Source organism: Lysinibacillus sp. FSL R7-0073, assembly GCF_038009065.1.
GTDB classification, from domain to species: Bacteria; Bacillota; Bacilli; order Bacillales_A; family Planococcaceae; genus Lysinibacillus; species Lysinibacillus fusiformis.
The window spans coordinates 2399994-2420234 of sequence record NZ_JBBPAS010000001.1; the positions used below are offsets into that span (position 1 = coordinate 2399994).

The window sequence follows — 20241 nt, forward strand, 5'->3', positions numbered from 1 at the left end:
TAATTGCATGTCATTAAAAGTAGATCAAATGGTAATTATTGTTCTAAAAATGTAGAACGAAGTTAAATATAAGTTATTCCATAAAAGGGCGCTTTGCTGAAATAAGGAAAGCGTCTTTCTTCATGAAAAGGGCCAGATTGTTGAAGTAGATGGTACAATGGGAGATAAAGTTTAATGATGTGAAAACAGGGGTGGTTATAGTGAAGTTAAAGCCTATTAAAGCAGCAGAACGATTTATTAATCAGTACTTTCCTTATTGTCAGGGAGCTGTATTGGCTGGAAGTGTTGTTAGAGGTGAAGAAACTGATGCCTCAGATCTTGATATTGTTATTTTTGAAAAAAATATAATGGCATCTTATAGGGAGTCATTCATTGATTTCGGATGGCCAATAGAGATTTTCGTTCACAATTTAACTTCCTATAAACATTTTTTCGAAATGGATTATAAAGAGGCCAAACCTTCTATGCAAAGAATGATATCTGAAGGGATTATATTAAAAGATCAAGGAATAATAGATTCTATAAAAAAAGAGGCCAAAGAGATTTTAAAAAAGGGTCCTGAAAAATGGACGGAAGAAGAAGTTATGATAAAACGGTATTTTATAACTGATGCTCTGGATGATTTTATAGGTTGTAATAACCGTGCTGAGGGACTATTTATAGCCAACTCATTAGCTGATCTTGTTCATGAGTTCGTTTTAAGAACTAATGGATATTGGATAGGTTCTTCGAAATGGATTATACGTGCCCTTAAGCATTATGATGTAAATTTTACGGAAGAATTCATTGAGGCCTTCGATGACTTTTATAAAACTGGTGAGAAGGGAAAGGTTATTCAACTAACTGAAATTGTTTTAGAACCATTTGGCGGTCGACTATTTGAAGGTTTTTCGTTAGGAAAGGAAAAACTATAAAATAACATTCTCTTAAACAAACGGGCGCTTTCTTGGAAAACTAGGGAAGGGTCTTTGTCTTTATTCGGTGTTATTGAAAACTGCATTCATTAGGAGGAGACATTGTTATGGAAATATACTGGGTAAACGGACAATATCAAGAAGATGAGCGTATTTTTGATTCTCAGTTCGAAGTTTATGAATGGACGGACTCATTATATCAAGATTTTTCAAATGGTTTTTTAAGAAAAGAAAATATCGGTTATGCAACTCCTGATGTAAATGTAATTGATTGTTTAACGGAACTTATACCACAATGGGCGGAATACACAAATGTACATGTAACAATGCACAGAGATAAGATTGAGGTAGACGGTAAAGAAATATATAGATTTTGGACTTCATATAGTGGATAAAATTATTCCACAAACGGGCACGATTGTGGGGCAACACAGATAGAAAATAATCCAACTTTTTTATAAAACCTAACTTAAAACTGCTAAAGAAGAATCCCTTTTGATCAATCTTTTTTCAAAAGGGATTCTTCTTATTTAACGTAAAATAAGGGTTTGCGAGGCATTTTTGCTCAAACTTTACTTCAAAGCAACACCTGTCTCTACACGGATTGTTTATTCTGGAGTGGGAGAAGTTAGTGTTTATATATCAAGTGATTGTAAAGGGAAAGGTATTGCCTCAAAGCTCTTTAAAATAGCAGTAAAATCAATTAAAGTATAGCCTTTTTGTCAATTTTTTTATTAAACTAACAAAAATACTTGCGACACCTATTGTAGTACTGTATAGTACTAATTATGACAAGAGTAAAATTAATGAATCAAAAACGTGTGATTGAAGTAGCTGCAACATTATTTTTAGAGAAAGGGTTTGCTTATACAAGTATGGATGAATTAGTTCGTGTAAGCAAAGTTTCAAAGTCTAATGTGTATTATCACTTCTCTAATAAGGAAGAATTGTTGGAAGGGGTCGTTGATTATTGGATTGAAATGTATCAATCTGCAATTGATGGCTTACTATCTCAAAACCAATTATTAGTTGAAGATCGTATCCAACTGTTTTTAAAGCAATTATCACAAGGAGTCCAGACGAGAGAATATAAGGGGAGCTGTCCATTTATTACGCTTTATATTCAAAGCCCTACAAATGCCACAAAAGTAAAAGAAAAAATAGGTCTTTTTTTTGTAGGATTACAAACGAAAGTTTCTCTATTACTTAAACAAGGGGTAGAGAATGGTGAATTTAGAAAGACAATAAATATTGACGAGGTTGCATCTCTTTTTATTACAAATCTTGAAGGCGCGCTATTTATTTCAGAAACACTGGAGGATGCAACAGTAATCATGAAAACAGCAGATCATTTTTTTAACTTGCTTCGATAAAAGAAGCATTTTTTTTACATCAAATTAGTACTAACTAGTACTAAAAGGAGGATTTATATGAGAACAGTATTTTTAACAGGTGGAACAGGTTTTATTGGAAAGCAATTAGTGAAGGAATTAGCCAAAGAAGAGCAAGTTACAATTCTTCTATTAGTGAGATCGAAAAGTAAAGCAACACGCATTTTTCAAGAAAGAGGCATCTTAAAAGAGGCAGTGATGCAGTTTATTGAAGGTGATTTGACGAAAATAGACTTAGGTCTAAGTGCTGAAGATAAGGAGTTGGTATTGAAAACGGATGTGATTATACACGCAGGTGGTCCCATGGATATTCAAGCGACAAGTAAAGAGGCAGCTTCCGTATTTTTGAATGGTGCCCAACATATTAGTGAATTTGCTAAAAATATTCATCAATTGAAGGGATTGCAACAATTTATTCATGTTGTAGGCTATATGAGTCCCTTTGATGATAAAAATAGCAAGATTGCGATAGATGTGTTTAAAGAAGGAAACGATTTTTTGAAAATAAAAAATCCATATGAGAGAACAAAGTTTTTAGCAGATCTTTATATCCGTCAGCAGGCATCAACAGTAGGTTATCCGCTGTCTGTCATTAATCCGCCAACTGTGGTCGGTAGTAGTAAAACTGGGAGTACAGAGCAGATAGCAGGATTAGGTTTGCTTGTGACAAGTATGCGAAGAGGGCTCATGCCAGTGATTCCTGGAGGTAAGGGATATAGGTTGCCACTGATTTCAAACGATGAGTTTGCGAAGTTTATTGTGCAGGTTTTCAAATTGGGGCAGCCCGCTATTCAAACATATACACTTGTTGAAGACAAAGAGAACGATCCGAACATTGCTGAATTATTAAGTGTTATGTCGGAAAGTATGAATATGAGGGCACCAAAAATCTCTGTTCCAATGCCGCTTATGAAAACAATAATGAAAAGTGGAGTCAGTAAAATAACAAACATTCCTTCTGATGGACTGAATTTTATGACAAAACGAACATTTTCAAATGTTTCGGTGAAAAACATGATGGGGGGAGATTGGTTTAAGAAGACGAGTGTCATGAACTTTTTCCCTGCCGTAGTAGCTGATCTGGATTATCGATTGATGTATCAAAATGGTGAGCATCATCATTTATTTGAGCGAACATTATGCGATAACAATACCCTTTACCAATTACAAGGAGAGGGGAAACCGTTTATTTTATTACATGGTTTATTAAGTGATGGAGAGGATTTATTTCCTTTAGGGAAAGAGCTTCATGAAAAAACGGGTCGACCTGTATGGATCATGGACCTTCCAGGTTTGGGACGTTCTCCTTTTAAAGGAGAGAAAAATCTTTTAAATATCTATTTGAATGTATTAAAAAAGTTATTGGAGAAAGCTACTAACGGTGCCCATCTAATTGGCCATTCATTTGGTGCGTATATTCTTTTGGAAGCATTAGTACAAAAGTACATAGATAAGAAGTATACAATTACTTTACTTCAGCCACCTATTGCTAAAAAAAATGCTAAATCGATAAATATTCCTCAATTTATGAACAAATGGACATTGAAATTGGCAACTACTAATTTGATAGAGCGATATTTATTAAGTAATGGTTTATTTGAAAGTATAGAGAGCATCCCTGAACATTATATTGAAAAAATAAGTAAAAGTTTTACTTCTCCTAGAATTTTAAATACTACCGTTCAGCTTAACAGTTTACTATCGAAAAACGTTCAAGGTGATTTCAATGAAGTAACAAAGTATAATCTTCACATTATTTGGGGGGATTCTGACAAAGGCTATTCTGCTCCTTCGCATCTGGGTAAGGTTGATTTTGTTCCATATGGTCATCATTTTCCTCTTAACCATCCGAGTGAAACGGCTAATTTGGTAATAAAAAATAGTAGCACTAGCAGATGAGAGTGTGGGATAAATAAATAGCGTGTAGTAAGATTGTGCCAAAGAAGGATGAGATCTTGTCTCAAGTGTTAAAAACTATCTGACCTTTTACAATTTCAATTATTTTAAGTAACATCCAATAGTTTTAAATTTTATAGTAATCAGGACCATTATTAATGGAAACTCCCGTTAAAAGCAGCACGAAGCTATTTCACAGAGTTCTTTTTGAGTAAATAGAAGATAATTTGAATTTGAAGACCAACAAAAAATTGGTCTTTTTTTGTAGAACCGGTCAATCTATATCTCTTTTATTTATAAAAATGCTGGTTTGTGTAGTTTTATAGAAAAGTTTGATCATTTAATACAAAGTTCGATCATTTATAATAAAATTTGTTTAAACATCCTGTGTTGATATGCAGGATGTTTTTGTTCAACAAACGGGCCAGATTGTTAAGGGACAGTTATTTTGCAAGTACAAACGACGCTTTGCTAAGGTTATATATACTGAAGACTGGAATTAGTAAAGTATTTAGGAAGGTGGTGTTGTTAATTGGAAAACAAAGAAACCTACCTTATAGTATTAGATAAAGAAAAATATCTTTCAATAAATGACTGGTATGAACAAAAAACCCGAATAGCTACACTTTTTCAGTGTTTACTATTTGGGCAAGTTCGGTTCGGTTTTTTATTTACTGAATAGCTGAGATTAATACTTCAATTATGTAGTCTGAATCATTTACAATGCAGGTAAATACATATACGGGCTGATAATAACCTTTTGTATCATAAGTATAGGTTAGGCGAACATCCGTTATCGTTAATGTATCACCTTTTTGTAAAGGATTGTATGTGCTAAACTCTCCGGTTACCAATACATTGTATGCTTGCTGTTGTGAAATTAATTGCTTTTTGGCAACCATTTCATTGTCACTGATGTCAAATAATATGTCGGGTACTTGCTGATTAAAAAGACTAATCAAAACCAGACCCTTAGAGAAATCTTCACATGTGGATTGTAAATTCTCTGGTTCAGCTAAATCCCATCGAATTGTACGTTCATCTTGTTGCTGATAGATAGCGTTATTAGGTAATAATCCTTCATTTTTTAACCAATTTTCTAAAAGTTGCTTTTGCTGTTTAACATCAACTTTTAGGGGGGCATCATTTATATTATCGAATGATAAGGACCAAGAACCATTTGACATGAAATAAGTTAAATAATAGGCACTGCCTTCATCGTCTTGAAATGTAAATATACGATTATCCACTTCAATCCGTATGCCACCTTGTTGTTTCAAATTAAATTGTTTAGCAATGGATTGGGCAATTAATTTACCTTTTTTTATATCATTCACATCTTTATTGTAATAAACACATGCGTTAGGTGATTTATTGGAAAGTTCAGTTTCCAGTTGCATCTGTATGTGTTCCATATTTTGCTTTTGTGCAGGTTTGAATGGCAGATTCCCAAATTCTTGTGCGTTATATACCATATTTGCTACGCCAAATAACGTAATAAAAACTAGTGGAATAGAAATAGCTTTCACAATCGGTATGAATGTTAATTTTCGTTGTTCGGTCCATAAAATGAATACCATCACGATAAAGTACCCTGCTAAACTCCCAATGGTATTATGCAAAAGGTCGTCTAATTCAAAAATCCCTTTACCTGTAATCAATTGGGAAATTTCAATACACAGCGTGAAAGTAATTGATATGACGAGTACACGCCAAAATGATTTGTTTTTATGATGAATCAACGGTAATAAGGCGCCTAACGGTACAAACATTAACATATTAAAGCTGATTAATTGAAATTCAGTCAGTGACCACTTGTTCCATGCATTTACATAACTGGTGAATAGACTGAAATTAATCTGTTCTGTATATTTTGCCCCTCTACTAAGAGTAGTGATTCCAAATACAACAATGAACCAACAAATTAGTAAAGTGATGAAAACAAATTTAGAAAGGTGTATTGGATACTTCCCCTGATAAAATTTTCTATATATTAAGTATCCAATTATCAAGATTATGATGATAAAAATAGAATATTTTACATACGGTAAAAGACCCGATACTATACTAATTAAATCCATTGCAACGTAACCTCCTAAATAATTTGATTTGTTCATTGTAGCAAGTAATTCTTAAGGTTTTTTAAGTATAAAACTTAAGATTTTATGAAGTATGTTTAGTTATTAAGTATTTAATAATGGCTGTTTTTAAAAAGTTCGTTGTTATTCGACTAATAGGGGCTTTACTTTAACAAGCAAAAGACTAATCACCGACTTGATATTCAGCAAAAGGGCGCTTTCCTGGAAACAAGGGAAGTGCCTTTTTAATTAATTAGAGTCGAACTATCAATATTTTTTTAGTTTGACATTAAAAACATATTGTTTTCAATACAATCTATTATTGCGATTTTTTGGTGATATCGATATGAACGAATTTAATACAGATAAATTAAAAGAATATTTAATACGATCAGGAGACCACTTAAAGCCTTCTAGTTTAGGACATAGGGTTCTTACTGGGTCATGAAAAGAGTGAGACTACAAAGATCTACGCTCAGCTAAGCGGAAAGCTAAGACAGGATTTATACAGTAAATACTTTTAAAGAACTTTCATTCATTAAGACACTCATGTAGAAATGGGTGTTTTTTTATTATAGGGCCATAGGTTTCAGTGGAATAAGAAGAATTAAAATAATCATCAATGTAAGTTGTTTTTTAACAATTAGCAAGATTATGGAGTACATAAACAAGTGTGCTTTAAGTTTTCTGAAAATTATGGGAGGATATAAAAATTGTGAACAATGTATTATTATTATTAAATTGCCCCTATAATAAAAAAAGCGCGCGCTGTATGTAATTGGAAGGAGCAAAGAAATGATTGCAAATCAACAATTAGTTATAAACAATCTGGAAGAAAAATTAAGAATATTTACTCATGCAGTTAATGGAAAACTTATCAAAGAAGAAGATTTCGTTTTGGCGAATACAGAAATACCCACGGATACATTCAATATACTTTTGCCGAAAGCGTCACATATAAAAAATGCATTTAATATTAGAAGTAGCATAGAAAATATGTCTCTTAAAAATTATCCTTTTAGTACGTGGATTGACTCTCGGTATTTGAACGCTGGTTGGCAAGACCTGATGCAAGAATACAATCTAAAAGAAGCAGAACGTAATGTAATGATGAAACTTGAAAATACTCTTAATGCCGGTCAAAGAAATTCCCATCAGCTTATGATTACTCGTGTGGGGAATTTTGAAGAACTTAAGGAATATAAAGAGGTCTTTATAAGCCTATTTGAAGGTACACCTGAAAAAAATGCGCTAGAAAATTATTTTAATAAGTTTTCTGAAGTAAATTTAGGTTCAGAAATTCAAATGTTTATTGGACGCGTCGATGAAATAACTGTATCTACTGGTTTACTAATAGATAGCAAAGAGAGTTATGGTATTTATGATGTAATGACAAAAGAAACATTTAGAGGTAAAGGATATGGCAGTGAAATGTTCCAATACCTTCTTACTCAAACAAAAGATAAACAAAAACCCGTTGTCTTACAAGCATCAGATGATGGAAAAAATATCTATAAGCGCTTTGGGTTTATAGATGTCGGAGAAATGGTTGTATTTGAATAAGGCGATTTCTTATTAAGCTAAAGAGTCCTTCGGTTTAAGAAAGAGGGTTACTACGGTAACACTCTTTCTTCTTTTTTAATCTCGTCCTAATTTTAGAATCATCGTGTAGAGATAATAGTTAAACAAGGATTTATAACGTATACATAAATAAACCTAATAACGTTACCAAATGAAAATTTGAAAAGAAGGCAAAACCCAAGAACTGCTGTTAAAACAATGTGTTAACCTGTATATTTAACGTTTTAAAACTGCATTTTTTATCGTTCCTATACATCAATTACAGGGCCTTTAATTGAATAGTGATCTTCCACAATCGGGCGCTATTCTTCAAAAGAAGACTAGCTTTTTATTTTAGCAAAAAGAGTAGCTTTAAATAAGAATTAGCCATCACATAAACCAATTCAGTTTTTATTGTTCCTAACTCTAACACAGGTATTCCGTATTTTTTAAATTATTTCCAACTTTGCTGTAAACCTTTTTACAAAAATGGACTCTTTATTAATGAAGACTTTGAAAGGAGGAGCTATGGATTCACATCTATTGTTGGAAATATACAATAAACAAGCAAAAATGATTTATTTTTATTTAAAAAAGAACGGTTGTAGTCATGAAGATGCAGAAGATATTGTTCAAGAGAGTTATACGAAATTTATCGCTTATAGTAGTGGTGTTCCTTCAGAGAAAGCTCTTTCTTATATTTTTGCCATTGCTATGAATGAATTTAAAAAGCGGTTAAAGAAAAAGGGGATAGAGAGAGCTATTTCAATTGATGATCATCGCTTCTGGAACAATTTTGAAAATAACCATGATACTGAATTGAGCGTTCTAAATATCGAAATGAATCAAGAAATTTCACTTATTTTAGAAAGCATTCAAGAAATCTATAAGCAGCTCTTACTATTAAAATACGAACTTGAACTTAGTTATAAAGAGATTGCTTTATTACTAGGGATGAAAGAAGAAACGATTAGGACATATTTATTTCGGGCAAGGAAAGAATTTCAAAAAAAGTGGAGGAATCTACATGAATAATTTTTCAGACGATCTTTATCTTTTTGATGAAAAGAAAATCAAGAAAGCAGTAAGAAGAGGAAAAATGAAGACGATCATTATAACTATTTTTGTTTCTTTAGTCGTATTTGTTATCTTGAACATAGCTAATTTAGCTATTTCATCACATTTTAGCCAAAAGGCTTTTAAGCAATGGGATGCTTATGTCCGTCTCAGCACTCCTAATGGATACATAAGTAAAACCGTGGATTCAAGGGGGTTATTAGGAGGGATAAGCAACTATGAAATTTCAAAGGACTTTAAAATTAAATCGGTCGCTATAGAACAAAAACAATATTCATTTGGTCTAATCCCATCTGTTTTAATTTCAAGAAGTTCAGGTGGAAACGTGGGAATTACAGGTGAAGATTGGCAATTTAGCTATAAAGAAAATGGTTGGAGAGAAATGCTATTTTTCCACCCCAATGTACCTTATAAACAATATAAAGATGATGAACAGTTGATTAACAGTATGCAGGGAGACAAAGTTTATGAGGTAGCACTTTCCTTTGGCCAACCTTACAAACCAAATGAACTTTTTATGCAACTTCCTGAAATGACATGGTTTTGGATAGACACATATAGTAGTGAACAGTTAAACGAATTTCAAAAAGAGGCAAGAGAAAACGATTGGTCTTCAACATTTATAAGAGAAAAAGATGCACTAGGTTTCTCGATAAATACTCCTTATATTTCAATCCATGATTTAGACGGTGAATATGAACAATTTTTAGACTTACTGCAAATGAGTATTTCCCCTGATCATCAGAATGCTTTTAACAAGATGAAAGATATCAAGTTAGAGGATGTAGAAATATTAGGGGTGGTCGTTTATGGAACGAAAGATGAATTAAAAGAAATCCTTGAGAATCCTAACATTAAAGCTACTTCACTTGGAGGAGTCATTGAAAATTATTAGGATAAAATAAATAATATTGTTTGCATTATCGAGTATTACACAATAGGGCGTGTTTATTTAGGAACGTTTTTTTTCCTTTTAAAGGGCACTATTGTTGAAAAAGATTCATAAATGAAGAAGATGAAAATGTCCTCGAGCAGATATTGACAATAAAGAAGGATGGTTTTTTTACTGACTTGGTTGAAAGGCTATCTGGAATACAGAGTCCACGGAATACGAGGAGGACTTGTAAAATCAAAAACAAACCCGGGATTGAATTCCCGGGTTTGTTTTTACTTATTGGCAACTATGACCAATTTACCTGTATCCAGTTCCTTTTCGAATTGAGCAGCTTCCGATTCACTTAATCCGACAGAAGCTAACTTATTGCGGAGTTCATCTCCACGGGAATTCACCAGGTTCTTCATAGAAGTCAGGAACCCTTGCTCGCCAATACCAGCTTCCTCTGTCCCGAGTGCTTCGTTAATATCATCTTCACGCTCTTCATAGTGCGCAAAGATGTAAATGTTATCTCGAAGATATCCTTGCGCTTCTAATTTCTCCACTTCTTGTTTCGCCTGTACTACGTTTTCTACTGTCAATTTGACTGTCATTATTTATCCCTCCTATATATGTTCACATTCAATCTATTCCACTAAATTGAATGAATAAAACATCTTTTTAGTTTTTAATTATGTTAGAGTGGCATTAACAACTAATGGAATACTAATGAACAACTCGAAAACATTGTAAGTTTTTATTCTATAATTGGGCACTATTCTATTTAAGGATTGTACCTTATTCAAGAATAGGGCGCGATTCTGTAATAAGGATCAGTGCTCGTTTTCATTAAAGGGCCAGATTGTGGAATAACGAATTTAAATAATTTGAGGGAATTATGTTAAAATAGGGGTCATTGTGTTCAACCAATTAATACCTACATAAGAAGGAGTAAGATAATGCGCTCTACGAAATTAATGTTATTTGGTATCTCAATAATGATAATCTCATTATTTATTCAAAATGAAGAAGGAATTAGATTTTATGGTAACGAGATATTTATATTAGCTTTTGGTTTTATCTTGACACTAATTGGATTCTTTATTAAAGGGAAAAGTAATAACAGTTAAAGTATATATCCTAAAACGAGAATTAAATAATGAACTTCCACAATCGGGTGCTTTCCTTGAATAGGAGAGTGTCCTTTTTTCATGAAAGGGCCAAATAGTGTAATAACAGTTTTTGATAAGTAGCAAACTACGCTTTGGGAAAATTTCTTCACCTAACGATGCAGGTTTGTTTAATAGTGAAACTTAATTCTTTCAGATTCGTACTTAAGATATAAGTGAAAATTAAACCACTTATGTTAAATACAGTTAACTGCATATAGGAGAGAAAATGATGAAGCCAAAAGACTTATCCGATGTTTTACTTAGTGGAAATTTTGAGAAAGTGTACAAACAAATGAGCGAATATTTTCAAAACGAAGTATCCTTAAAGCAGTTTCAGGAGTTATGTGAAGAATTTAATAAAGATATTACTAAATTTATATTACAGTCTGAGCTTCCTTACGATAACGGAGCAAAACAATATGTATGGATTGATGATAGTGGTACTAAAGGAATAATTGCAGTTTTTGACGTAGATTACGTTATACAGGCATTACAGCTGATTCCACTAGCTGTTCATCACGAAACAGATGAAATTTTCACTAAAACAAATTTACATTTACCTTTTCGAGACGAGTGGTTCGTATTTTGGGGAGGTACGAACAAGCTGGTAAATTACCATTATGAATTTGAAAATCAACGCTATGCTTATGATTTTGTAATAATGAATGAGAATAGGTCCTACAAAAGTGATCCAACCTTAAATGAAAGCTATTTTGCATTTGGCAAGGAATACCTGGCACCTGCTGATGGAGTGGTTGTTAGTATGGAGAATAATGTAGAAGACAATCAACCAGTTGGTACATTTAATGAGGAACAACCTTTAGGTAATTATGTTATTCTTGATCATGGAAATGAGGAATTCAGTTATCTTGTTCACTTTAAACACCAGTCAATTGTAGTGAAGCAAGGGGATAAAGTAAAGCAGGGTGACTTGCTTGGACTCGTCGGAAATTCAGGGAATTCCAGTGAACCTCATATCCATTTTCATGTAGCTGACTCTCCAAACCCCATGAATTCAAAAAGTATCCGTATCAATTTTAACGGAAAGAGGGATCTCATTCAAGGGAATTTTGTGAAATAAATCCTTTTTGAATTTAGAAGGTAGCTTTATATAAACATTACAGGGGTTTTAGTTGAAAAAAATCTTCAATAATCGGGCGCAAATGTGGAAGATCAAAGGTAGAAAATGATTTTATAAAAACCAAACTTAAATCTGTTGTAAAATATGGGTTTGTGAGGTGTAAAAATAATAATTTGATTTTAATTGTACTTTTAAGGAGGCGTTGTCGATGAGAAATTATTTATACTTGATTGGGCGAAAAAACAAGGGGATAACGTTTCATTAGCCCATAAACTACGTGGTTCCCCTTCAAAGGGAGAGTATCAGATTGAAGAAAATTTATTTAAAGCCCATTGACAAAAGTAATTGGGAAGAAGCAATTAGATTATCTGTTAAAGAAGAACAACAAACATTTATTTCATCCAACCTTTATTCTATCGCAGAAGTTCAATTTCTTGATAATTTCTATGCAAAAGGTATTTATCTTGATAATAAAATGATAGGATTTACTATGTTTGGAATAGACCCTGATGATAATAATTATTGGATTTATAGACTTATGATTGATGAAGAATTTCAAGGTAAAGGTATAGGCAAACAAGCTATATATCTGGTTATTGAAGAGATAAAACGAAATAATAATGCAAACATTTCTTTAATAATGATTGGATATAATCCTGAAAATCTTACAGCAAAATTTGTATATAAAAAAGCAGGATTTATTGAGACTGAATTATCATCTTGGGGTGAACAATTAGCTAAGTATTCCTTGTAAGCACGTGGATTTACCACAATGACTTTTAGACTTATTAAAGTAAAAGGCCAGTTTAGTTAAACAAATAGATAACTTTTATAAACTGGACAAACTACCTTAAGTGATTAAATAAGGTGGTAATTAATAATATGAAAAACAAACAATTTACCTTTATTTTGGTTTTATTCATTTTGCTATTGACGTTATTTGCTACGGGAGTAATGTTATCGAACTAAGATACAGTTGAAGCTGAGAATGTCGGTGCTGAAAAAATACACTCTGATTTATATGATGTATTATTAGTTTTATTAGACCCTGAAGCAAGAAAAGTAATTAATAAGGAATACCCAAATCGTAGTTATGCACTTTGGAATGCAGAAATATTAGAAATAAAACGACTAACTGGCAGGTATTCTCAATATGATTTTACTGTGAAAGTAAAGTATGATACGTATACAGGTCCTTTTAATCCACCTGAAGGTCCTATTACAATAACCTTTCATGTAACCACAGATGGAGTTTCAGTAGTAAAAATTCAAAAATGAGTTTCGATACATTGTATCTAATTTATCTAACGGAGACTTTAGTGAAACTAGGATTTATAACGTATACAAACTAAACCTACTAAACGTTCCCAAATCAAAGTTTAGAAAGAGATCGAAATCCAAGAAATGCTGTTAAGCCAACATTTCTTGGATTTTCCTTTGAATATTGTTTATACAGCTATATATGCAAATATATAAACAGGGCTACATAGTACTTTTCAAGATTATGCAGGGTGTGTTATTTGAATAAAAAACCTGTATATTTGACGTTTTAAAACTTTATTTTTTTATCGTTCCTATACTCCAATTACAGGCCTTAAATTGAAAATCGATCTTCAACAATCGGGCGTAATTCGGTAATGCATCCCAAAAGTTAGAGTAAAAAACTAACTTTTGGGGTGATTTTTTTTGACTAAATATAGTGAAGAATTTAAATTGATGGTGGTTCAAGAATATTTAAGTGGCTCTCTAGGATATCGATCGATAGCGAAGAAGTATGGTGTAGATGATTCTCCATTAAGGAGATGGGTACGTGCTTTTAAAGAGTTTGGGAGTAGCGGCTTATCCGTTAAGATAACGAAGCAGATTTATTCTGTTCAATTTAAATTAGATGTATTAAACTTTATGAAACGAACAGGTGCTTCTTATCAAGATACTGCGATTCACTTTAACTTGAATGATCCAACTTTAGTTGCTAGTTGGTATCATCGGTTTTTAAAAGAAGGGATAGAGGGCCTGCAAAAAAATCAAAGGGGCACCCGTCTATGTCTAAGAAACAAAAATCACCAGCGAAGAACCAAGAAAAAATAATGTCACGTGAGGAGCAGCTAGAACGCGAAAATGAACTGCTTCGTTTAGAGGTGGCGTATTTAAAAAAGTTGAAGGCTTTTTGAGAGAATCCAGATGCCTTCCTCGAAAAGCTCAAGCAGCCATCTCCTTCGAGCTTAAACAAGAAGGATTCCGATTAAAAGATGTTTTAAAACAAGTGGATATTCCAGAAGCAACATACCATTATCAGATGAAAATAATGAAACAAGCAAATTCGAACGAAAAATGGGAAACTTTGATTTTAGAAACCTTTAAAAAGCATGAAGGTCGATATGGCTACCGCCGTATTCATGCGGAATTAAGAGCGCAAGGATACACAATTAATCATAAAAAAGTTCAACGAATTATGAAAAAGCTAGGATTGAAATGTGTAAAATTTGTACGTAAATCACGCTATAAATCCTACAAAGGAATGGTTGGGAAAGTCGCTAAAAACCTTTTGAATCGTAGATTCAGAACTCCATATACTCTTCAAAAATTGGTGACTGATGTAACTGAATTTAAATGTACAGATGATGAAAAACTATATTTAAATCCAATTCTGGATTTATATAATGGTGAAATTATTGGGTTTAGTATGTCAAAACGGCCGAGCCTAGATTTTGATTTAGATTCACTTAAACAAGTACTTACAATCATTCAGAAACGTGCTGAATAGCGGACAACAATTCATTCCGATCAAGGATGGCACTATCAACACAATACGTGGGTGAAAACATTAAGGCAGAACAGGATTTTCCAAAGCATGTCTCGTAAAGCAATATGCGCAGACAATGCGGCCATGGAGAACTTCTTTAGTTTACTAAAACAGGAAATGTATTACGGAGAATAATTAATCTCATACGAAGCATTACAAAAGAAAATAGAAAAGTATATCAGTTATTATAATAATGATCGCATTCAACAAAAACTGGCCGGCATGAGTCCAGTAAATTACCGAAAAACATACCAGCCAATTAGCTGCATAATAAAAACTCTAACTTTAAGGGGTCACTACCTTCCTATAAAAGGGGTTGTGTCTTTTTAGTTAACATCTTTAAAAGTAGTTTTGCATACTTGAAGGAAAATGTGCAGTAAAAGAACTATTATTAATTAAGAAACAGTCCCTTCACATTTGAAAGGACTGTTCATTAGGGGGGCATTGTTCTATTTTACAAGTTTTAATGGGGAGCTTTAGTTTGAAGCAGCTTTAACCCCATACAAATAAATATTATTCCTGTTATCTTATTCAGGACTATTCCTACCTTCTGGTTTCCTCTTAGTTTTTTAGTAACGTAAGAAGAGAAATACGCAACAAATAAACACCACAGAAGTCCAGTTGCAGTAAAAGTAAGTCCTAATATTAAGAAAGGAATAGGACCTGATGCTTTTACATCTATAAACTGTGGAAGAAAAGCAATAAAAAATAACGAAACTTTGGGATTCGTTAGACTTGTTAAAAGCCCTTGTATATAAATTTTTCTTAAGTTTAATTTATTTGATGACGCTTCAAAAACTATGTTTGATTTATCAAGTATCATTTTTATTCCTAAATAAACTAGATAAATAACACCGATAATTTTAATAGTATTAAACAATACAATAGATTTTGTCAGTATAAGCGATAAGCCAAAAGAAACTAATAAAGTATGAACCAAGGAGCCAGTAATAATACCGAATACTGAATAAACACCAGCTCTTTTACCTTGTGAAATACTTCTACCAACTATATACATGGTGTCGGCACCAGGGATTAGATTTAATAATATCCCTGTTAATAAAAACATTTCATAATTAATAATACCGTACATTTTAGCACCTCTATCTCTTTTTTTGGGGTGCCCTTATCGATATTAAAGTAAATGAAAGAAAAATAAAAGATTTTTTTGATGGATCAGCGCAAAAGAAAATTTAAAAGGCGAGTATTCTACTGAACACTTTGAGGATCGTGTCATACTAATAATCTTCAGAAAGGGCATCTTTAAAAAATTCTAATATTTCTTCGCCGAAAAACGCAATAGACAATAGTATTAGTACAATTAAAATGGTTAAAATACCGAATATTAATGAGAAAATTATTCCAACTCTTTTATTATTCAATAAAATCCCTCCGATAAATCTTTTATTACAAACCTGCACTGTTAGTTTATGTAGTTTTCTTTACAATGTTTAATTTTACCATAAATATCAAAAATCTTTCCAAGAAACGCTAACGAGGTAAATTTAAAGTTATCGATCACTATTATAAAACAGCAACCTTTTTTACAAAGGTACAACTGAACAATATGAGTAATATGAACAGAAAATATTTAAGGGTCACCTGGGATAGTGGTGACCCTAAGTAACAATTCAGGAGGTCTCTAGTTAAACTTATTTAGCTTAACACTATTATTTATATGCTAAGTAAACTTGAGTTTTATAGTTAATTGCCTTTTGGAAAATAAAAAAAGCTATAATTTATCCTCAAGAAAATAGACGTGATCATACTGTGAAAAATAATTTATTCTTGAGAATAATCATCTAGGATATCGTCGAACTATAGAGTTCCATAATGCTTCATTCCCACGCTATCTGCATTTCATAAATGGACAACTATATCGGCAAAGTTCACCCAATTTCACTCGAGTTAGTGCCATTTAAGTATAGCCAGCCTCCAGATTGTCCAGTTCGAAGAAGGGATAGACTAAACTAAGCGCCTTTTGTGTGTCCGAAATCTACACTTAGATTCACATAACACTTTTACCTCTTATAAGATTCTCATATTTGATTTTTTACGCCCCATTTGCACATTTCCTCTAATATTGGCATTAAACTCTTTCCTTTTGGCGTTAAGGAGTATTCCACTTTTGGGGGAATTTGAGGGTATTCTTTTCTGTTAACAATTCCAGAGTTCTCTAGTTCTTTTAACTGAGAACTTAACATTTTGTGAGTGATAGCTGGAATTTTCTGCTTTAACTCTCCATAACGTAATATCGTATCGAAAGATAATTCATACATTATTTTCATTTTCCACTTGCCACCGATTAACGATAATGTAAAGTCAAAGGGCCTTTGATTGTTGCAACTTATGAAATTATTATCTAATTCCGGCAATAACATCACTCTCCTTAAAGTAAGTACCTAACAAAAAAGTGCATACTAGTTTTATTTGTATTCAAGTTTATAATTTGGGATGGAATTATGAGTATTTCAGAAGTCAATAATAATTCAATTATAAAGTCGACATATTACTTAATCAAATAAGTTGAAGGAGAATGAATAGATGTCTAAAGAACAGAAACTCATATTTAATACAATTGATTTGAGGGAAGATGAGATGTATAAATTGTTAATTGGCTCTGTGATACCTAGACCGATTGCATGGGTTTCATCAAAAAGTAAGGACGGCATTTTAAATTTAGCACCATTCAGCTTTTTTACTGTAGCATCTAGAAATCCACCAACACTTTTGATCTCAATAGGACCAGGTGTTAATGAACGAATGGGAAGTATTAAGGATACGTTAACGAACATTCGTGAAGTAAAGGAATATATAATTAATATGGTACCTGAGCAGCTTGGAGAAGCGATGTATCGTACATCGGCAAGTGTAGAAGCTGAGAAAAATGAGTTTGAGCTTGCAGGAGTAACTGTCCAGAATGGTAAAGTTTTGAATGTACCGGCAGTGCGAGAAGCGCCAATCTCAATAGAACTTAAGTTAGACCAAATTATCCCTGTCGGTGGAGATAATCTAGTGCTAGGAATAGTTGAATGTGTCCAAATAGATGAAGCAATCTATGCAGGAAACTATAAAATAGCTATCGATAAGTGGAAGCCGCTCGCTAGTTTGGCAGGAGACTTTGCGGGACTGATGCCCTCATTTTCATACGGACAAAAAGGTACATAAATCATTTTGTTAGCTGAGAGGGTTCTATTTTGTATTACTAAAACTCATTTTCACAAGTTTTTAACATGGATTCCACTTTATTATACGCCCCCAATATGAAAATTACTTTTTGAGATATAAAAGTAGTTAATCAATCTTAACTCTTTTAGATTTTCCTCAACTAACTAGGGCTTTTTTGCTCCACAATCGGGCGCTATCCTAGAATAAAGGGAAGTGCTTTTTTCATTAATAGGTGAGGTTTCGAATAAATAGAGAAAGATTACTTAAGTATGATTTTAATAAAGTTAATTGAGGGGGAAATAGATGTGAACATAGCAGATTTCAAGGAGAATCTCTTTGCTTTAAATGATATTATTTTCTTTGATCAAAATGACTATCTTCGTGAAAAAACCTCTAATCCATTAAAAATACTCCAAGTTATTAGTGATGCAGAAGCATTACTAAAAGTCAGTAATGAAGATGATAAGTATTTTCTTTATGGTACATTGGGTAATTTATATAGAATAATTGAACAACCAAAAAAAGCGATTCATAGTTTATCTTATTGTCTTAATCATTCAGTAGAAGAAAGAAATCTTTCAAGAGAAATTGTCTCTTTAATTCGTCTTGGTGAGGCTCTTAAATACGATAGTAATCATATAGAAGCATTGGATAAATTTAATGTAGCATTGAATCTGTGTAAAGCCAACAAGATTGTTGAGTACCTAGACTTTGTATTGCAACATAAAGGTAAATGTCTTATGGAATTAGCAATCTTAAATGAAGCCCAAGAATGCTTTTTAGAAGCATTGGCATTAAGAAAAACAAAAGGGAATTTCTCTTTGATTGACTCAACTCAACAAGCATTAAATCTGTTAAAAGAATTGAAACAGCACAGAGCCTCTATTGACAATAGTGATATATAAATATAAGAGCATAGGTTTATTAAACAATCGGGCGCTTTTCTGAAAAAAGGAAAGCGTCTTTATTCATGGAAAGGGCCAGTTTGTGGAGTATCACACGTAGAAAGTGAACTTAGTTTTCTATAAAAACCAAATAATTAAAAAGAGAGAGCTAGTAGCCCTCTCTTTTAGCGTTACACGTAAACGTATCCACGACTGTCTTTAATCTTTTCAGTTACTTCTAAAAGAGCATCCTCTTCATTCTTTGCTTCAAGTTGATGGAGCTCAACTGCTCCTTGTTCAGCAACGTTAATTTGTCTAAATCCGCCAGAATAGATTATTTCATTATTAGCACCAGGATAAAAAGCAAACTGTACTTCATATACATGTAAAACTTCTTTACCGTACGATTCCACAACAAAACGAACGATTTTCGATGTTATATGACCTGATTCAACGGAAGCAAAGTTAATCATCTAATAATCCCCCTATTAAAATAAAGTGGTCATTATTTTAATTAAAATCTCAATTATTTCCTATTATATAATTTTAGTTGCATTTTTCAAATAATATAATGATGTGGTCTTTTAATAAGGATTGATAATTTATATTTAAGTTCGATTATTTATAATAAAGTCTGATAAGAAACCTGTATGGAAATGTAGTTTTTTACTTATTCCGCAATCTGGGCGCGTTTCTCTAAGAAATGCGCCTTTTTTATGAGCCAAATTGTTAATACTTTATTATTCTGGGGGATATTTATACGTTTTTAAGTGCGTGTGATTTATCAATTTAACCTCAGGTCCAGGAGATATTTCATAGGTCATTCGATCTTTCCCTAGTGAGATATACTGACCACCATCTGTAGGTTCAATTTCAAATGTAATTTGTATAATAAAGCCTCGAAAACCATTTTTTCTTTTTGTTTCAATCAAATCAATTTTCCACGGAGTAACAAAGGGTGAAACATCCTTAAAAATTTTGGGATTATAATAGCTTCTTAAATCCTTTTCAATATGAGGAGTAAGCATGAGCATGAGCATATCATGTAATCTAAGTTCTTCAGAGTCTTGAGTTGGTTCGGAAGATGTATCAGCTGTTGATTGAAAAGAAGTAATAAAAACAAGTGAGAGTACAAAAGTGATTAACATTTTTTTCATTTTTCTTCAAACCACCTCTTATACCTTTATCAAAATTAATTGTATTGTTTCCTATACTGAATAAAGTATGTACTTATTGAACAATCGGGCGCGTTTGATAAACAATATAGCTGGAAATTGATCAAACCTTTTAAAAAAATCTCATATTTATTTAAAAGGAGTAACTCCATTTTGAATACTTTTTTT

The 20241-nt window shown here is 32.5% G+C and carries 22 protein-coding genes and 1 pseudogene; 17 read left to right on the forward strand and 6 right to left on the reverse strand.

The genetic code is table 11. From position 1 onward, the window contains the following. The first annotated feature begins 149 nt into the window (after nucleotides 1-149). The 4 genes from MKY88_RS11850 (at nucleotide 150) to MKY88_RS11865 (ending at nucleotide 4204) form a co-directional block, all read left to right on the forward strand. Nucleotides 150-914, forward strand: a complete 765-nt coding sequence (locus MKY88_RS11850) for a nucleotidyltransferase domain-containing protein (protein ID WP_328200807.1) — start codon at nucleotides 150-152, stop codon at nucleotides 912-914. A 107-nt stretch (nucleotides 915-1021) separates the two neighbouring features. Next, nucleotides 1022-1309 carry a hypothetical protein gene (locus MKY88_RS11855; RefSeq protein ID WP_291759589.1) on the forward strand — a complete coding sequence of 96 codons (288 nt, stop codon included), beginning with the start codon at nucleotides 1022-1024 and terminating at the stop codon, nucleotides 1307-1309. A gap of 411 nt (nucleotides 1310-1720) precedes the next feature. Next, entirely contained in the window at nucleotides 1721-2287 is a 567-nt protein-coding gene (locus tag MKY88_RS11860) for a TetR/AcrR family transcriptional regulator (protein ID WP_337990097.1), read from the forward strand. A gap of 57 nt (nucleotides 2288-2344) precedes the next feature. Next, nucleotides 2345-4204 (forward strand): alpha/beta fold hydrolase, encoded by a 1860-nt coding sequence (locus tag MKY88_RS11865; protein ID WP_340813704.1) that lies wholly within the window; start codon nucleotides 2345-2347, stop codon nucleotides 4202-4204. 668 nt (nucleotides 4205-4872) lie between these two features. On the opposite strand, the gene MKY88_RS11870 is transcribed toward MKY88_RS11865, so the two are convergent. Then, nucleotides 4873-6282 carry a VanZ family protein gene (locus tag MKY88_RS11870; protein ID WP_340813705.1) on the reverse strand — a complete coding sequence of 470 codons (1410 nt, stop codon included), beginning with the start codon at nucleotides 6280-6282 and terminating at the stop codon, nucleotides 4873-4875. Nucleotides 6283-6601: 319 nt separating this feature from the next. Here MKY88_RS11870 and MKY88_RS24585 point away from each other — a divergent pair. From MKY88_RS24585 to MKY88_RS11885, 4 genes and pseudogenes are all read left to right on the forward strand, one after another. Beyond that, nucleotides 6602-6712: pseudogene (locus MKY88_RS24585) on the forward strand (integrase); the annotation flags it as partial. A gap of 362 nt (nucleotides 6713-7074) precedes the next feature. Continuing rightward, a complete protein-coding gene (locus MKY88_RS11875; RefSeq protein ID WP_340813707.1) occupies nucleotides 7075-7842 on the forward strand; it encodes a GNAT family N-acetyltransferase in 768 nt (255 codons plus the stop codon). A gap of 525 nt (nucleotides 7843-8367) precedes the next feature. Then, nucleotides 8368-8874 (forward strand): RNA polymerase sigma factor, encoded by a 507-nt coding sequence (locus MKY88_RS11880; RefSeq protein WP_193832000.1) that lies wholly within the window; start codon nucleotides 8368-8370, stop codon nucleotides 8872-8874. Beyond that, nucleotides 8867-9811: an anti sigma factor C-terminal domain-containing protein gene (locus MKY88_RS11885; protein ID WP_193832001.1), complete on the forward strand. Its 945-nt coding sequence runs from the start codon at nucleotides 8867-8869 to the stop codon at nucleotides 9809-9811. The genes MKY88_RS11880 and MKY88_RS11885 overlap by 8 nt, the downstream gene beginning before the upstream one ends. A gap of 272 nt (nucleotides 9812-10083) precedes the next feature. Here MKY88_RS11885 and MKY88_RS11890 read toward each other — a convergent pair whose 3' ends face one another. Then, nucleotides 10084-10404, reverse strand: a complete 321-nt coding sequence (locus MKY88_RS11890; RefSeq protein WP_328200801.1) for a general stress protein — start codon at nucleotides 10402-10404, stop codon at nucleotides 10084-10086. Between the two features lie 784 nt (nucleotides 10405-11188). Between MKY88_RS11890 and MKY88_RS11895 the strand changes: the two genes are divergently transcribed. The 7 genes from MKY88_RS11895 (at nucleotide 11189) to MKY88_RS24595 (ending at nucleotide 15176) form a co-directional block, all read left to right on the forward strand. Continuing rightward, complete coding sequence (locus MKY88_RS11895; protein ID WP_328200800.1) at nucleotides 11189-12043, forward strand: M23 family metallopeptidase; 855 nt, start codon at nucleotides 11189-11191, stop codon at nucleotides 12041-12043. A gap of 307 nt (nucleotides 12044-12350) precedes the next feature. Continuing rightward, complete coding sequence (locus tag MKY88_RS11900; RefSeq protein ID WP_328200799.1) at nucleotides 12351-12797, forward strand: GNAT family N-acetyltransferase; 447 nt, start codon at nucleotides 12351-12353, stop codon at nucleotides 12795-12797. 251 nt (nucleotides 12798-13048) lie between these two features. Continuing rightward, nucleotides 13049-13321, forward strand: a complete 273-nt coding sequence (locus MKY88_RS24590) for a DUF3888 domain-containing protein (protein WP_445669182.1) — start codon at nucleotides 13049-13051, stop codon at nucleotides 13319-13321. 408 nt (nucleotides 13322-13729) lie between these two features. After that, a complete protein-coding gene (locus MKY88_RS11905; RefSeq protein ID WP_340813712.1) occupies nucleotides 13730-14131 on the forward strand; it encodes a transposase in 402 nt (133 codons plus the stop codon). Next, the gene (locus tag MKY88_RS11910) at nucleotides 14086-14214 is read left to right on the forward strand and encodes a hypothetical protein (RefSeq protein ID WP_340813713.1); all 129 of its coding nucleotides are present in this window, start codon (nucleotides 14086-14088) and stop codon (nucleotides 14212-14214) included. The genes MKY88_RS11905 and MKY88_RS11910 overlap by 46 nt, the downstream gene beginning before the upstream one ends. Continuing rightward, nucleotides 14211-14807, forward strand: coding sequence for an IS3 family transposase (locus MKY88_RS11915; RefSeq protein ID WP_340813714.1), 597 nt, complete (start codon nucleotides 14211-14213; stop codon nucleotides 14805-14807). The genes MKY88_RS11910 and MKY88_RS11915 overlap by 4 nt, the downstream gene beginning before the upstream one ends. A gap of 177 nt (nucleotides 14808-14984) precedes the next feature. Continuing rightward, nucleotides 14985-15176 (forward strand): IS3 family transposase, encoded by a 192-nt coding sequence (locus tag MKY88_RS24595; RefSeq protein WP_419182572.1) that lies wholly within the window; start codon nucleotides 14985-14987, stop codon nucleotides 15174-15176. Between the two features lie 133 nt (nucleotides 15177-15309). Here MKY88_RS24595 and MKY88_RS11920 read toward each other — a convergent pair whose 3' ends face one another. After that, nucleotides 15310-15939, reverse strand: a complete 630-nt coding sequence (locus MKY88_RS11920) for a LysE family translocator (RefSeq protein ID WP_328200795.1) — start codon at nucleotides 15937-15939, stop codon at nucleotides 15310-15312. Between the two features lie 946 nt (nucleotides 15940-16885). Continuing rightward, the gene (locus MKY88_RS11925; protein WP_340813715.1) at nucleotides 16886-17221 is read right to left on the reverse strand and encodes a winged helix-turn-helix transcriptional regulator; all 336 of its coding nucleotides are present in this window, start codon (nucleotides 17219-17221) and stop codon (nucleotides 16886-16888) included. Nucleotides 17222-17390: 169 nt separating this feature from the next. On the opposite strand from MKY88_RS11925, the gene MKY88_RS11930 reads away from it, so the two are divergent. Together MKY88_RS11930 and MKY88_RS11935 are read left to right on the forward strand one after the other, a co-directional pair. Continuing rightward, nucleotides 17391-18014 (forward strand): flavin reductase family protein, encoded by a 624-nt coding sequence (locus MKY88_RS11930; RefSeq protein WP_328200792.1) that lies wholly within the window; start codon nucleotides 17391-17393, stop codon nucleotides 18012-18014. Nucleotides 18015-18319: 305 nt separating this feature from the next. After that, nucleotides 18320-18919 carry a hypothetical protein gene (locus tag MKY88_RS11935; RefSeq protein WP_328200791.1) on the forward strand — a complete coding sequence of 200 codons (600 nt, stop codon included), beginning with the start codon at nucleotides 18320-18322 and terminating at the stop codon, nucleotides 18917-18919. Nucleotides 18920-19089: 170 nt separating this feature from the next. Here the strand turns inward: MKY88_RS11935 and MKY88_RS11940 are convergent, their stop codons facing one another. Then, nucleotides 19090-19371, reverse strand: coding sequence for a hypothetical protein (locus MKY88_RS11940; protein ID WP_328200790.1), 282 nt, complete (start codon nucleotides 19369-19371; stop codon nucleotides 19090-19092). A 267-nt stretch (nucleotides 19372-19638) separates the two neighbouring features. Beyond that, entirely contained in the window at nucleotides 19639-20055 is a 417-nt protein-coding gene (locus tag MKY88_RS11945) for a DUF3888 domain-containing protein (protein ID WP_340813716.1), read from the reverse strand. Nucleotides 20056-20241: the final 186 nt, after the last annotated feature.